The organism is Bradyrhizobium sp. LLZ17, assembly GCF_041200145.1.
Lineage (GTDB): Bacteria > Pseudomonadota > Alphaproteobacteria > Rhizobiales > Xanthobacteraceae > Bradyrhizobium.
This window is the reverse complement of record NZ_CP165734.1, coordinates 777,137-791,649: the sequence shown is the minus strand read 5'-3', so window position 1 is coordinate 791,649 and position 14,513 is coordinate 777,137. Positions and strand designations below refer to the sequence as shown.

Genomic DNA, 14,513 nt, shown 5'->3' with positions numbered 1-14,513 from the left:
ATGCTCAGCTCGCCGCCGCCGCGATGTCCGTTGGCTCGACTGTGTCGACCGGCAGCGCGAATTGCTCGACGCGCTGGTATCGTTTCTTGTTGAGCAGCAGCCGCGTCACGTCGGGCCGCGAATAGTGCCCGGCGGGATCCGCCGCGTTCTTGGCAACGCCAATCGCTCCAAGATCGATCTCGGCCATCAACAGCCCCTCCTGGTCCGGCGCCAGCCTGTCACCGATCTGGCTGCCGTCGGGTCCGTAAATCGCGGCGAACCCGCCGCCTACATGCAGCAGCGCGTTCTTGTCAGGCCGGTCGCAGAGCTCGTCGATCATGGCTTGAGATACTGTCGCGCAAGGCGCCAGCACGAAGCACGAGCCTTCGACCGCGTAGACGCGCGAGGCGGCGTTATTGACCTCGGCGCCGAGCGCCGGCGCAAAGGGATCGTAGAGCGAAAAGCTCGGCCAGGCCGCGACATGGACCTGCTCGTTCTGGGCGTACATGGCGTATTTCGACAGCGGCTGGAGATGCTCCCAGCAGCACAGCGCGCCGATGCGGCCGATGTCGGATCGCGCGTGAACGGCGAGATCGCTGCCGTCGCCCTCGCCATAGACCGTGCGCTCGGCATGGGTCGGCCGCAGCTTGCGGCGCTTTGCGATGGTCTCGCCGTCGGGCCCGATCAGCCATTGCGCCAGATAAAGACTGCCGCCGTCCCGTTCGGACAGGCCGATCACGGCCGTCAGCTTCGCCTTGCGCACGGCGGCGCGCAGCTTCTCGGCCTGCGGGCTGTCATAGGCGAGCGAATTGTCGAAATAGCGCTGCACAAAGCCGCGGCCGATGGCCCAGGCCGGCGAGTCCATCCAGATATGCCAGGGGTAACCAGGGATGAAAGCTTCCGGAAACGCGATCAGCTTCGCGCCCTTTTCGGCCGCCTCCCGGATGAGGGCGATGGACTTCTCGATCGAGCCGTCGAGGTCGAGCCAGGCAGGCGCCGCCTGCACCACCGCCACCTTGTATTTCGGATGTTCGATGCCCATTGCCACCTCCATTGCCGGTTGATCGGAAGCCACGTCCGATGCAGTCTGTTTGAGCAAGCCGGGAGGCCGGGCGCTCGACCAGGACGGAACAAAAACTCGACCGGAAGGAATTGCCACCCCGGTACGGAACTTGCCTGCGGTCAGGCTGGATCTGTGCCACCATGCGGTTTTGCTGGGTGTGAAAGGGAGGGTTGCGCGATGCCAATCCAGTTCACGACGGAAGGCAGCCCGGGCTACCGCCGGCTCGCCCTCTGGCAGGACATCGTCTGCGACGTCTTTGTCGGGCTCGACTGCAAGTCGGACCTTGGCAGCGCCTTTCACGGCTCGGTCACGCAGGCTTCGCTCGGCAAGGCCGTGTGCTCCGAGGTCAGCTCCGACCGCCAGCACGTTTTCCGCACGCCGTCGCGCATCGCGCGCTCGGATCAGGATTTCGTTCTCGTCGCGCTCGGCAATTGCGGCGACGGCGGCGTCGTCCAGGACGGCCGCGAGACTTTGATCCATCCCGGCGAGTTCGCCCTATACGACACCACGCGTCCCTATGAGCTGAAGTTCAACGACACGTTCACGCAGACCATCTTCAAGGTGCCGCGCGAGATGTTGCAGCGGCGGCTCGGCGGCACGGAGTCACTCACCGCGATCTCGTTCGGCGCCGACGTTCCGCTCGAGCGGCTCGCCTATGATTTTATCTTCAGGCTCTGCCAGAGCGTGGACCGGCTGGCGCCGACCAATGCCGCCGCTCTGTCGGAGCAGGCGGTCGATCTGCTGGCGATGTCGCTGAGCGAACGGCTCGGCAACCATTCGTTGCCGTCCTCGACCCATCGCTCCGCGCTGCTCTACAGGTTGAAGGCGCACATTCGCAGTAACCTTGCCGATCCCGACCTCTCGCTGCCAGAGACCGCTGCTGCGCTCGGCATTTCGCCGCGCTACGTCAATGATCTCCTCGCCGACGAGGACACTTCGTTCCAACGCCATGTGCTGGCGGAGCGCCTCGCGCAATGCAGGCGCGACCTTGCCTCGCCCGTGCTCGCCCACCGTCACATCAGCGAGATCGCCTTCGCGTGGGGCTTCAACGATCTTTCGCATTTCGGCCGGGTCTTCCGCGAGCATTTTGGCATGTCGCCGCGCGACTTCCGGCAGAGCCAGTTGCGGCATTGAGTTGAGCTGCATCAAGCCGGCCGGCACCGGGCGTGGCATCGTGCAGGCCCTCGCGAGGCCGCCCGATGCGCCGATTTGCCATGAAGGCCCTGTTCACGGCTCTCAATTTCAACCGCTCGGACCGGACGCGGATCGACTGGGATCGCACTGTCCTGATCGCTTCGACGGCGGTGACGGTGGGCCTCGTCGTGCTCTTTCTTTTCGGAAAGTCGGCATCGCGCTGGTGAAGCCGCGAAAGCCGTCCTGATCCATGCCCGCGGCGCCGGGGGACCCGCTCCCGAAGCAGGAACTGTCCGTGTCCTGCCGGGTTGCGATGCATCTCGCAATTTCCTAGTCCGGAGATCAGTTACGGCTCGAATCAACCACGCCTCCACCATGTCATCTGTCCCGATCGAGCATGCCGATGGCCTGCCGCAGCCGCAGCGCAATCAGGCGGTCCTGACCATTGCGCTCGGCATCATCATGGCCGTGGTCGACAGCGCCATCGCCAACGTGGCGCTGCCGACGATCGCGGCCGATCTGAACGCGAGCCCGGCCTTCTCGATCTGGATCGTCAACGGGTACCAGCTCGCGATCACGATCTCGCTGCTGCCGCTGGCCTCTCTGGGCGAGATCGTCGGTTATCGTCGTGTCTACCTGGTTGGGCTCGTGCTGTTCACGCTTGCATCCGCGTTCTGTGCGCTGGCGCATACGTTGCCGCTGCTGACGATCGCGCGCATCGTGCAGGGGTTCGGCGCGGCCGGGATCATGAGCGTCAACGCGGCGCTGGTGCGCTTCACCTATCCGCGTCGCCTGCTCGGCCGCGGCATCGGGCTCAACGCGCTCGTCGTGGCTTTCTCGGCCGCAGTCGGCCCGACGATCGCGGCCGGCATTCTCGCGGTTGGAAGCTGGCCCTGGCTATTCGCCATCAACGTGCCGCTCGGCGTGGTGACGCTGGCGTTCGGCTGGCGCAGCCTGCCCCACACCAAGCTCGCGGACCGCTCCTTCGACTGGCAGAGCGCGGGTCTCTCGGCGATCACGTTCGGCATCGGTATCGCCGCGATCGACAGCGTCGGTCATGGCGAGGCGCTCGTCACCTGCCTGGTCCAGTTCGCAATCGCCGTCGTCGCCGGCCTGCTGTTGATCTACCGCGAAACCCACATGGCCTCGCCGCTTCTCCCCATTGATCTGCTGCGCATCCCCGTCTTCGGGCTGTCGATTGCGACGTCGATCGCTTCGTTCTGTGGGCAGATGCTGGCCTTCGTCGCGATCCCCTTTTACCTGCAGAGCCGGTTTGGTTATTCGGCGGTGCATATGGGCCTCTTGATCACGCCATGGCCGATCGCGGTGGCCTTCGCAGCCCCCCTCGCCGGCCGTCTGGTCGAGCATTATCCAGCGGGCCTGCTCGGCGGCATCGGGCTGACACTGTTTGCCTGCGGCCTCGGCGCGCTCGCCTTCCTGCCCGCAGCGCCGACACCGCTCGACGTCATCTGGCGGATGGCGCTGGCCGGCGCCGGCTTCGGCCTGTTCCAGACGCCGAACAACCGCACCATGATAGCTGCCGCGCCGCGTGAGCGCTCCGGCGGCGCAAGCGGCATGCTCGGCACGGCCCGGCTGCTCGGCCAGACCACTGGCGCGGCACTGGTGGCGCTCTTCCTCGGCCGCTATCCATTGGAGGGAACCCGGATCGCGCTACTCACGGCGGTCGGCTTCGCCCTGTGCGGCGCCATGCTGAGCATGCTGCGGCTCTCACCCACGGGCGCGCGCGGCGCCGAGCATGTCCGCGTGCAAGACGACCAGCGCCTGCGCGGCGAATAAGGGAGGCACCCGAAGCCGGCAGGTGAGAGCCCGCGTGGTGCCAAAACGAAAAAGGCCGGCTTCTCAGCCGGCCTTTCCGATTCCTGCGAGCTGCGATCAGACCTTGACCAGCGGTCCCTTCGACGTCGGCCCCTTCGAGCCGCCGGGACCACCCGGCTTGGACTTGCCCGGCGGACGCTTGCGGGCGGGCAGTTTTTCCTGCTTCGGCGTTACCGGTCCCTCGACGAACTCGAAGCCGATCTTGTCCTTTGTCTCGTCGGCCTCGTCCTTGACCAGGACGACGCGGACGTGACCGCCGCCCTTGAGCTTGCCGAACAGCACTTCGTCGGCGAGCGGCTTCTTGATGTGCTCCTGGATCACACGGGCCATCGGCCGCGCACCCATCTGCTCGTCATAGCCGTGCTGGACCAGCCACGCCTTGGCCGGTTCGGACAGCTCGATCGTGACGTCGCGGTCGCCGAGCTGGGCCTCGAGCTGGAGCACGAACTTCTCCACCACCGTGCCGATCACCTCGACGCTGAGATGGCCGAACGACACGACGGCATCGAGACGATTGCGGAATTCCGGCGCGAACTGCCGGTTGATCGCCTCGTGGTCGTCGCCTTCGCGCTTGGATCGCGTGAAGCCGAACGCCTGTTTGGCCAGATCCGACGCGCCCGCGTTCGTGGTCATGATCAGGATCACGTTGCGGAAGTTGACCTGCTTGCCGTTGTGGTCGGTGAGCCGGCCGTGGTCCATGATCTGAAGCAGCACGTTGTAGAGGTCGGGATGCGCCTTCTCGATCTCGTCGAGCAGCACCACGCAATGCGGATGCTGGTCGACGCCGTCGGTGAGCAGACCACCCTGGTCGAAGCCAACATAGCCGGGAGGTGCGCCGATCAGGCGCGACACGGTGTGCCGCTCCATGTATTCGGACATATCGAAGCGCAACAGCTCGACGCCGAGGCTTGCCGCAAGCTGCTTTGCCACCTCCGTCTTGCCGACGCCGGTCGGGCCCGAAAACAGGTAGCAGCCGATCGGCTTCTCCGGCTCGCGCAAGCCGGCGCGCGCCAGCTTGATCGATGCCGCAAGCGACTCGATCGCCTTGTCCTGGCCGAACACCGTGCGCTTCAGGGTCTGCTCGAGATGCTTGAGCACCTCGGCATCGTCCTTCGACACGCTCTTCGGCGGGATCCGCGCCATCGAGGCGATCGTGGTCTCGATCTCCTTGATACCGATGGTCTTCTTACGCTTGTTCTCGGCGACCAGCATCTGCGCCGCGCCCGACTCGTCGATCACGTCGATCGCCTTGTCGGGCAGCTTGCGGTCGTGGATGTAGCGCGAGGAGAGCTGCACCGCAGCCTCGATCGCCTCATTGGTGTATTTCAGCCGGTGGTAGTCTTCGAAATACGGCTTGAGACCCTTGAGGATCGCGATCGCATCCTCGACCGTCGGCTCGTTGATGTCGATCTTCTGGAAACGCCGCACCAACGCGCGATCCTTCTCGAAGTGCTGCCGGTATTCCTTGTAGGTCGTCGAGCCCATGCAGCGGATGGTGCCCGAGGCCAGCGCCGGCTTGAGCAGGTTCGATGCATCCATCGCTCCGCCCGAGGTCGCGCCCGCACCGATCACGGTGTGGATCTCGTCGATGAACAGGATCGCATTCGGATGCGCCTCAAGTTCCTTCAGCACCTGCTTCAGGCGCTCCTCGAAGTCGCCGCGGTAGCGCGTGCCCGCGAGCAGCGTGCCCATGTCGAGCGAGAACACGGTCGCAGCCGCCAGAACGTCCGGCACCTCGCTGTCGACGATGCGCTTGGCGAGGCCCTCCGCGATCGCGGTCTTGCCGACGCCGGCTTCGCCCACGAATAGCGGGTTATTCTTCTGCCGGCGGCACAACACCTGGATCGCGCGGTTGATCTCGGAATTGCGTCCGATCACGGGATCGATCTTGCCGTCGCGGGCCTTCTTGTTGAGATTCACGCAATAGGTTTCGAGCGCCTCGCCCTTCTTCTTGGCGTCCTCGCTGCCCTTGGTCTCGGTCTCCTCGTCGACGCCGCGCACCGGCCGCGCCTCGGAGACACCCGGCCGTTTGGCGATGCCGTGGCTGATGTAGTTGACCGCGTCGTAGCGCGTCATGTCCTGCTCTTGCAGGAAATACGCGGCATGACTTTCGCGTTCGGCGAAGATCGCGATCAGGACGTTGGCGCCGGTCACCTCTTCGCGGCCGGAGGATTGCACGTGGATGACCGCGCGCTGGATCACGCGCTGGAAGCCGGCGGTCGGCTTGGCATCGTCGGCGCCATCCGTCACCAGATTCTCGAATTCGGTTTCAAGATAATTGACGAGGCTCGTGCGGAGCTTGTCGAGATCGACGCTACAGGCGCGCATGACGGCGGCTGCATCGGAATCGTCGATCAAGGAGAGCAAGAGATGCTCGAGCGTCGCATATTGGTGATGACGCTCGTTGGCGATCGCCAGTGCACGATGCAGGGATTGTTCAAGGCTTTGAGAAAAAGTCGGCATTCGCGTCCTCTATGGCCCCCACCATCATGATCGCCATCGCCCGGTCAGGCAACAACAACCTTTGTCACATATAGTTATCCAAGATCGCGGCGTAAGACCGGTTCCGCGAGTCGGCGGCGACGTACCTGCGGTATTTTCGATGCAAAACCCGTTCCCATTTGGGCGGGATTGGCGCGGGCACAAATTTCCGCCCGTTTGCCGGCCGCAACGGACATGCAGGAGGCATCACGCGACGATTACACTGTTACACAGAACAAGCGCCGGCCAGGAAGGCCGTGATCGCCTACTTTTTTTCCATCACGCATTGCAGGGGATGCTGGTGCTTGCGCGCGAAATCCATCACCTGCGTCACCTTGGTCTCGGCGATCTCGTAGGTGAACACGCCGCACTCCCCGATGCCGTGATGATGGACGTGCAGCATGATCTTGGTGGCGGCCTCGATGTCCTTCTGGAAGAACTTCTCCAGCACATGGACGACGAACTCCATCGGCGTGTAGTCGTCGTTCAGGATCAGCACGCGATAAAGGTTCGGCCGCTTGGTCTTCGGTTTGACCTTGGTGATCACCGACGTGTTCGGACCCGTCGGGCCCCCGGAACGGTTCTCGTCGTTGCTCATCCGGGGAGCGTGGGCGGCGGCGGCCGCGGACAGGTCTGGTCTGGAAGTCAGTTGCGGCATGGCTCAGGCGTTCAAATTCCCCACGGAAGCGAATGACGGTCCGCCGCGCAGGCCCGCGACTTGGGTGCCTCGCACAGGCGCGCCGCCTTGGTGGATCGCCGCTTCCAACCGGTCCGGTTCAACCCGGATCGATTGCAGGGAATATGGGGCCGCTTCCGGCTCGCCGCAAGCGTGCGAAGATCCGGCCGATGCGTCGCGGAAGCCCCGATTCCCGGCCCGGCGATCCCCGCGAACGTTAATCAATCCGGACTGATTTGACAAAAGCTTCCAACGTGATTGCTTGGAACGTCGAGACCAGGAACCTGAGTGCGCATGAACCGCAGCGGTTTGGCGCGAGGAGTGGCTCCGCTTTTCTACGGTCCAACTTGCCAGTAGTTCAACGGCGTGGCCCAAAATGACTGCGGCAATGGCAGCGCGCGTGCTGCAATGTTGCGCCAGCAGCGCCGAGAATTTCGACCTGATCGCCTCGGCGGCCCAGACCGTCTCGTGTTCAAGGACATCGGCAAACTTGCGTCGAAGCTTCGCGTCACACCTAGGAGCCGCCGCCGCTCCCGAACTAAAAAAAGCCCGGCTGCTTCAGCCGGGCTTTTGATTCCAGGACTTCCAGAAAGATCAGTTGGCGGCCGGGGTGAACTTCGACACGATGGTCTCGACCGGCTTGAACGCCTGCTTGGCGAGATCGCTGTAGAGGCCGGCGATCTTCTGCGATTCCGTGACGAAGGTCTCGTAGGCGGAACGGGCGAAATCGGTCTGCGCTTCCATCGCCTTGTCCAGCGACTTCACGCCGGAAAGCTTCTCGACGAAGGACTTGGTGTCTTCAAACGACTTCTTGGTGTAGTCGCCATAGGCGCTGGCGATCGCCTGAATGCCGTGCTGCACCGTGGTGGCGGAGGCGACGTACTGCTCGAAATGCTCTTTGCCGTAGTTCTGAAAGTCTTCAACCTTGAACATCTTGGATCCCTTTTCCCTGGCTTTGGTCCGGAAGCCCGGCTCCCTGACTCTGCCCACGATTAGTGCAACGCACAAAAAAGTCAACAATCTTGTGCGACGCACAAAAATGAATGCAAGTTGCAGAAATTCCCGATTGTTCCCGCAATGCTTTCTTAAGCTTTTGGAAACCCCGGGCCCCTACCCTGATTCCCGCACGTGTTCACCTTCCGCAGACGGTCAAAAGCCGTTTGAGAACACCACCTTAGCCAGAACAGCGGCTCAGGCTAACGTCCCGCGCAGCGAGCAACGGCGGAGGGACAGCTTGAGCAGGTAATGATCCCGGGTCCGCAGGGCACAATTTCGCCTCACGAGCCGGTGATCAAGTCACAAACGGGGACGGGGTTCCATGCTTCGTAACAACTGGTCTTCCTCGCGCTTGGCGCGGGTTGGCATCTTCGGACTTCTCACGGTCACCACAGCCGTGATCTTCACGACCGATGCCGCGGACGCACGGCGCTTCCGGCGCCACTACGCGCACCACCGGGTGCATCACGGTGATTCCGAGAGCTATAGCCCGCAATTCGCGTCGATCATCGTCGATGGCAATTCCGGCGCGGTGCTCCAGTCGACCAACCCCGACGCGCTGCGCCATCCCGCCTCGCTCACCAAGATCATGACGCTCTATTTGCTGTTCGAGCGTCTCGAGTCCGGCAAGATGAAACTGGACACCGAGATGCCGGTGTCGCAGCGCGCCGCCGACCAGGATCCGACCAAGCTCAATCTGCGTGCGGGCCAGACCATCCGCGTCGAGGACGCGATCAAGGGTCTCGTCACCCGCTCCGCCAACGACGCCGCGGTGGTGATCGCGGAAGCGATCGGCGGCGACGAGGATGACTTCGCCGCGATGATGACGCGCAAGGCGCGCGCGCTCGGCATGTCCAAGACGATCTACCGCAACGCCAACGGCCTGCCCAACGACGAGCAGGTCACTACCGCGCGCGACCAGGCCACGCTCGGCCGCGCCATCCAGGAACGCTTCCCGCGTTACTACCGCTATTTCTCGACCACCTCATTCACTTGGCGCGGCGAGTCGATCCGCAACCACAATCACCTGCTCGGCAGCGTCGAGGGCGTGGACGGCATCAAGACCGGCTACACCCGCGCCTCTGGCTTCAACCTCGTGACCTCGATGCGCCGCGGCAACCGCCACCTCATCGGGGTCGTGCTCGGCGGGCGCAGCGGCGGTTCGCGCGACGCCATCATGCGCAATTTGCTCGCGGAGAATCTCGAGAAGGGCGCGACCACTCACACGGTCGTGGCGGTCACCGAGCGCAGCGGCGCCGACGCCAGCACCGATGTCGCCGACGCCTCCGACACCCCGGCCCGCCTCGCTCCGCAGGTTCAGGCCACGGCCGCACCCGAGGCACCCGCGCCTCGTCCGGCCTCGCGCCTGTCGGCGCTGGCAGCCGCCGCAACCGCCGCGATGCCGCCGGCCCAGCCCAAGCCTGAGGCCAAGTCCACCGAATCCAGGATCGAGCCCGCGCCGCTCACCAATGGCGTGATCTCGAGCCAGCCGCTCTCGCTCATTCCGGGATCGTCCGAGCCGATGAAGCCGGTCCGGGTCAAGACGGTCCAGGTCAAGGCCGGCACCGTGAAGGTCGCGTCCGCTGCTCCGACACAAGTCGCGCCGCAGGTCACTAACACGATTACGCCTCGCAACGACGTCGCGGAGACCTCCGGCGCGGTCGTCGCCAAGGCCGATATCGCCAACAAGCCAGAGCCAGCTAGAGCCGAGGCTGCCCGCGCTGAATTGCCTGAGCAGCCGGCGGGCTTCGGCACCGGCAACGGCATCCTGGGCGTCTTGCCGGCCGCTCCCGCGGCCGCCAAGCTCGCCTCGGCCGATCCGGCGCCGCTGCCGGTCCAGATGAGCGCCCCGACCAGGCCGGTCGTCACCCACAGCGGTTGGATCGTCCAGGTTGGCGCGCTCGAAAGCGAGAACGAAGCCCAGCAGCGCATCGACGCAGCGCGCAGCTCGGCCCGTGGATTGCTCAGCAGGGCAGATCCGTTCACCGAGCCGGTCGTGGCCAAGGACAATCGCAAGCTCTATCGCGCCCGCTTCGCCGGGCTGGAGCGGGATCAGGCCGAGGCCGTATGCCGCGCCCTGAAGCGCGCCGAGATCTCCTGCATGACCGTGCGCAACTGATCTCTCGCCCGGCCCCAATCAAAATGCCCGCGGCTTACGCGGGCATTTTTGTTTTTGGGACGCGGTGATGCCGCTGTTCCCACGACAACCTCTCGTCAACGATTTACGGTTAAAACTTTACGCAAGGGATCAACCACGCCGCAATGGCGGGCATCGGCGACGGCGAACAGAGCAGCGGAGCTCACGCGGTACGAGCGTTTGTAGCGTGGTGCCGGAGTCAGCCGTTATGCGTACGAAGCAGAGTATCCTTGGCCTCGTTTACACGGGCAGCGAGGTACGTCGAGCCCCCTGGTCGGGATGCAGTTTCTTCATCAGGGACTTGTGCGCCCGGCCGATGTCGTCGCGCCCCGCGCCCGGCTGCAGGCCAAGGATCTGATAGGCCTCCTCCGTCGTCATTTTGCCGCTCGCCGCCGTGCGGCGCTGCCCCCCTGCCGCGTCGCCCTGCGCGTTCTGACGCCAAGCGGGAAACCGGCGGTCCAGATAGGTTTCCAGTAACGCCACGCTCTCGGCGTCGAACGCCGGGACCATCGCCAGCAGGCCAGCGAGATCGAACTCGTGGAGACCACGCCCTGCGTGCGGCCCGGCGACGATGTCGCCCGTGAGCTCGCCAGAATCGTGGTCGAGCCGCATGTCGAGGAATTGCGAGCGCACGCGCGAGGTCTTGCCGGACGGGCGCGTGGCGCCGCCGCCGAATAGTCCACCGATATTGCCGAAGCCAGCATTCGCCAGCGGCGTCCAGCCGAGCAGCCCGGCTCCGAATATTCCCAGCGGAATCGCAACCGCCAGTTCGCCCCGCAAGCCCGTGAAGGCCGCAACCGCGAGCGCCACCACGCCGCCGCCGAGCTTGATGGTACGCGCCAGCACCGCCGGATTGGCGGCGCGGAACATCTGGAGCAGCAGATAAAGGGTGATAATGGCGACAACGCCGGCGATCAGTGTCATGGCCCGAATATAGACCCCTCGCACACGGAATGCATGCGACAGCCGCGAGCGTCGCCAGCGCGGCTCACTTCATCTGGCCGATCAGCTTCGCCGCACCGCTCGCAGTCCGGGACAATTTCAACAGCGCCTCGCGCCCGCCGGCGGCGTAGGCCGCAGCCGCCCGCAACAGCTCGCGCAACTGCGCGGCCGCGCCGGGATCGGATCGGCACCATGCCCCGCCCGTCAGGCGCGCGATCTCGCGAAACGCCTGCTCGGCCACGGCATCATGGCCTTCCTGAAACAGAAACACCGGGACTTTGAGCATGCCGAGTTCGCCGGCCTTGGCGCAGAGCTCGTCGACCTTCTCTTCCATCGCGTCGCCGACGAAGACCACTGCGCGCACGCCGGACGCGACCGCCTCGCGTCGCGCCTCGGTCAGCACCTTGCCGATCTGGGTGTCGCCGCCGCGGCAGTCGATCTTGCTCATCAACGCCGCAAGCTTGCCGCTGTCGGAGATCCACCCGCTGGCGCGGCATTCGTTGAACCCGCGATAATAGACCAGCCGGATGTCGAGGCTGCCGAGCACCCCGGCCTCGCGGAACATGTCCGCCTGCAGCGCGCAGGCCATGTCCCAGGTCGGCTGCCGGCTCATCGTCGCGTCGAGCGCAAAGATAAGCCGCCCCTTCGCGCCAGGCGCATGCGGCGATAGCGCACGCGCTTTAGCGACGAAGGCGGCGACGTCCTCCGAAGTCGATGTCTTTGCCGGCGGCAACGCGCCGTCTCGTTCGGCCTTCGCCGAAACGCTATCGCTGTTGCGTGGTTTGACTGGTTCGCCGGACATCCGCGGTCGCAATTGGTCCCAAGGCCACCAATGTGGATAGCGCGGCCTGCCCGGTCAATGAGCAAAGCCGCCGCAGGCGGATGCCGGCAGAGGCCTTGAACTTGTTTTCGACGATGCCCGAGGGCGTTCAGCTCTTGGCGGGCGCCATCAGGGCGACCGGACCAGGCTCAAGGATCTTCGGCGGAGACGACGTGGTGTCCACCGGGGCTACTGCGCTATCGGTATCGCTCAGGAATTTGTCCAGCATGCTCTGGATCGAGTTCTTGGCGTCATCCGGGCCTGTGTCGCGCATGTCGTTATGCTGAAACTCCGTCTTCACGACCTGGATACCGGCCTTCTCGCATTCCTCTTCAGTGGGGATCACGCCCGGGTCGGTCTTGAACTGCGGATCCTTGGAGCGGAATGAGAGGATCTTGAACTTACCCGCGGTCACGAACGGCACGCGGAGATTATCCAGTGTCACGACCTTCTTCACCTCGTCAGGATACTGCTTGGCGAAATACATCGTGATGTCGCCGCCCATGGAGTGGCCGACCATCGTCACCCTCTCATAGTCGGCGTTGGGCTGAACCTTCTTCATCTCCTGCATCGCGAGGTGGATGTTGGCGACACCGCGCAGGATCTGCGGCAGCCGGCCGACATAGAGTTCGCCGGGCTTGGTCACCATCGGAGGATCGGTCGGCAAATCATGCTGCGGGCTGACCACGAGGTAGCCGCGCGCAGCGAAAATGTTGGCGAGGAAGCCGTACTCGGTGTTCTTGACGGTGTTGCCGTGATTGATCACTGCGACGGGCATCGTGATCATACCGGCATTGGCCTGCATTTCCTTGTCGCGGCGGATCGCGATGTCGACAGGCACGGGACGGTTGTCGCGCGAAGCATCGTAGAAAGTGATGGTCTCATGCCTGATCGCCCACTTGCTCGCCGTGAAATAGGCGACGCCGCAGAGGGCAGTGACACAAACCAGAACGGCAATTCCACGCTTCATTTTCGTCCTCAGCCTCAGGCTTGTCTCACCTGAAGTCCCTGTCGAAACCGTGTTTGTTCGGGGAGCTCTTTGGCCCCCTCGCGCCTATTCCCCAATATACGTCACAGCAGCGTGACAGGAAGGCCAAATTTTGTGAACCGGCAGCCCTTTCATTGTGCGACGCACACGTTTGTTAGGCATCCCGTCTCAAATGGCTAAATCAGGGAACAGGCTATCATCCGACGCAACTCGTCTCCGCCGCGTTCAATTTCAGGGTGAACGTCGGGTGAAAACGGGTTTGCGCGGACTCGGTTCCGGCGGGAGCCGACGGTGCTAATCGCGCACAAGTAGCACCGTACCGCCCGCCGTCAGGCGCCGAGGATGTCGTGGACCTCGAGCGGCCTGTCGACCTGGCTGAACCACTCGGCGCGATTGGCCGCACGGCGGCGGCCGCGTTCGTCGAGCGGCAGCTTGAGCTGGCGCAGCAGGCTCGTCACCTCCTCCCGGGCGGTGAGATGGCCGAGATTGGGCCGCATGCCGAGCGTCGCCTCGTCGATCTCGTCCAGCGCCGTCAGGCCACGCGGGAAGAATTCGCGATAGACGACGCGCTCGGCAAAGCCGTCGACGTAGCGGAAGCCGAGCCGCAGCGACAAATCCTTCAAGCCGTCGGCGACGAGCTGCTTGTTGCGGGAGCCGAGCATCGAGAGGCGGTTGCGCACCACGATCCAGTCGGTGCTCGAGCCGTCGAGTTGGCGGCGCTTGCGCCTGACGTCACGAACCATCTCGGCATAATGGCTCTCGCCCGTCACCGCGTAATTGGCGGGATCGACAGTGCCGAGCACGTCGAAGTCGAGGAAGCTGTCGTTGATCGGCGTGACCAGCGTGTCGGCCATCGAGTGCGCGAGGCGCATCAGGTAGCTGTCGGTGCCGGGCGTATCGATGACGATGAAGTCAAAGCTGCTCTCGACCGCCGAGACCGCCTCCATGAACTGCTGGAACTCGGAATTTTCGTTCTCGGCAATCTGCATGGTCTCGCCGAGCTTGATGCAGCGATGCACCGGCAGCTCGAGGTCGAGCCTGGTGCGGCGCGCCCAGGCAGAGCGATTGTTGATGTAGTGGGTGAAGCTTTGCTGGCGGCAGTCGAGGTCGATGGTAGCGACGCGCTGGCCGGCCTTCAGAAGCGCAACCGCGAAGTGCAGGGCGGTGGTCGATTTGCCGGAGCCGCCTTTCTCGTTGCCGAGCACGACGACGTGCGCCGAGCCGGATTGCCCTTGGCTAGCCTGCACAAGCATAGCGATCCTCAACACCCCTAACGAATATCTTCGAGTTGGCCGCGTCTGCGGTCAAGTTAAATGCGTGACAGGATAACGAAATCGCAGCGCGCCGCTCTTCATCATGAATCGCGCTGCCGTATCGCGTCTGTGATCCAGCCCACAATGTCGCGAACTCCCGCGCGGCGCTGCGCGGGATGCTGTGCCGCATGTCGATGCGTGGCGTCCA

The 14,513-nt window shown here is 64.2% G+C and carries 11 protein-coding genes and 1 pseudogene; 4 read left to right on the top strand and 8 right to left on the bottom strand.

Features of this window, described 5'->3' with window-relative positions; translation table 11 throughout:
- Positions 1-4: 4 nt before the first annotated feature.
- Complete coding sequence (locus tag AB8Z38_RS03950) at positions 5-1,021, bottom strand: carbon-nitrogen hydrolase family protein (RefSeq protein WP_369723222.1); 1,017 nt, start codon at positions 1,019-1,021, stop codon at positions 5-7.
- A gap of 198 nt (positions 1,022-1,219) precedes the next feature.
- On the opposite strand from AB8Z38_RS03950, the gene AB8Z38_RS03945 reads away from it, so the two are divergent.
- The 3 genes from AB8Z38_RS03945 to AB8Z38_RS03935 all read left to right on the top strand — a co-directional run bounded on the left by AB8Z38_RS03945 (position 1,220) and on the right by AB8Z38_RS03935 (position 3,973).
- Positions 1,220-2,176 carry a helix-turn-helix domain-containing protein gene (locus AB8Z38_RS03945; protein WP_369723221.1) on the top strand — a complete coding sequence of 319 codons (957 nt, stop codon included), beginning with the start codon at positions 1,220-1,222 and terminating at the stop codon, positions 2,174-2,176.
- A gap of 80 nt (positions 2,177-2,256) precedes the next feature.
- Complete coding sequence (locus AB8Z38_RS03940) at positions 2,257-2,403, top strand: hypothetical protein (protein ID WP_369726813.1); 147 nt, start codon at positions 2,257-2,259, stop codon at positions 2,401-2,403.
- A gap of 148 nt (positions 2,404-2,551) precedes the next feature.
- On the top strand, positions 2,552-3,973 hold the full coding sequence (locus AB8Z38_RS03935; RefSeq protein WP_369723220.1) for an MFS transporter: 1,422 nt from the start codon (positions 2,552-2,554) through the stop codon (positions 3,971-3,973).
- A gap of 96 nt (positions 3,974-4,069) precedes the next feature.
- Here the strand turns inward: AB8Z38_RS03935 and clpA are convergent, their stop codons facing one another.
- The 3 genes from clpA to AB8Z38_RS03920 all read right to left on the bottom strand — a co-directional run bounded on the left by clpA (position 4,070) and on the right by AB8Z38_RS03920 (position 8,102).
- Entirely contained in the window at positions 4,070-6,475 is a 2,406-nt protein-coding gene (gene clpA, locus AB8Z38_RS03930) for an ATP-dependent Clp protease ATP-binding subunit ClpA (RefSeq protein WP_369723219.1), read from the bottom strand.
- A 283-nt stretch (positions 6,476-6,758) separates the two neighbouring features.
- On the bottom strand, positions 6,759-7,091 hold the full coding sequence (clpS, locus tag AB8Z38_RS03925; RefSeq protein WP_014494655.1) for an ATP-dependent Clp protease adapter ClpS: 333 nt from the start codon (positions 7,089-7,091) through the stop codon (positions 6,759-6,761).
- Positions 7,092-7,763: 672 nt separating this feature from the next.
- Entirely contained in the window at positions 7,764-8,102 is a 339-nt protein-coding gene (locus tag AB8Z38_RS03920; RefSeq protein ID WP_369723218.1) for a phasin family protein, read from the bottom strand.
- A 385-nt stretch (positions 8,103-8,487) separates the two neighbouring features.
- Between AB8Z38_RS03920 and AB8Z38_RS03915 the strand changes: the two genes are divergently transcribed.
- A complete protein-coding gene (locus AB8Z38_RS03915; protein ID WP_369723217.1) occupies positions 8,488-10,284 on the top strand; it encodes a serine hydrolase in 1,797 nt (598 codons plus the stop codon).
- A gap of 217 nt (positions 10,285-10,501) precedes the next feature.
- On the opposite strand, the pseudogene AB8Z38_RS03910 reads toward AB8Z38_RS03915, so the two are convergent.
- The 4 genes and pseudogenes from AB8Z38_RS03910 to AB8Z38_RS03895 all read right to left on the bottom strand — a co-directional run bounded on the left by AB8Z38_RS03910 (position 10,502) and on the right by AB8Z38_RS03895 (position 14,305).
- Positions 10,502-11,226 (bottom strand): annotated as a pseudogene (locus AB8Z38_RS03910) (molecular chaperone DnaJ).
- Between the two features lie 64 nt (positions 11,227-11,290).
- Positions 11,291-12,046, bottom strand: a complete 756-nt coding sequence (locus tag AB8Z38_RS03905) for a VWA domain-containing protein (RefSeq protein ID WP_369723216.1) — start codon at positions 12,044-12,046, stop codon at positions 11,291-11,293.
- A gap of 127 nt (positions 12,047-12,173) precedes the next feature.
- Positions 12,174-13,034, bottom strand: a complete 861-nt coding sequence (locus AB8Z38_RS03900; protein ID WP_369723215.1) for an alpha/beta fold hydrolase — start codon at positions 13,032-13,034, stop codon at positions 12,174-12,176.
- Between the two features lie 347 nt (positions 13,035-13,381).
- On the bottom strand, positions 13,382-14,305 hold the full coding sequence (locus AB8Z38_RS03895; protein WP_369723214.1) for a division plane positioning ATPase MipZ: 924 nt from the start codon (positions 14,303-14,305) through the stop codon (positions 13,382-13,384).
- Positions 14,306-14,513: the final 208 nt, after the last annotated feature.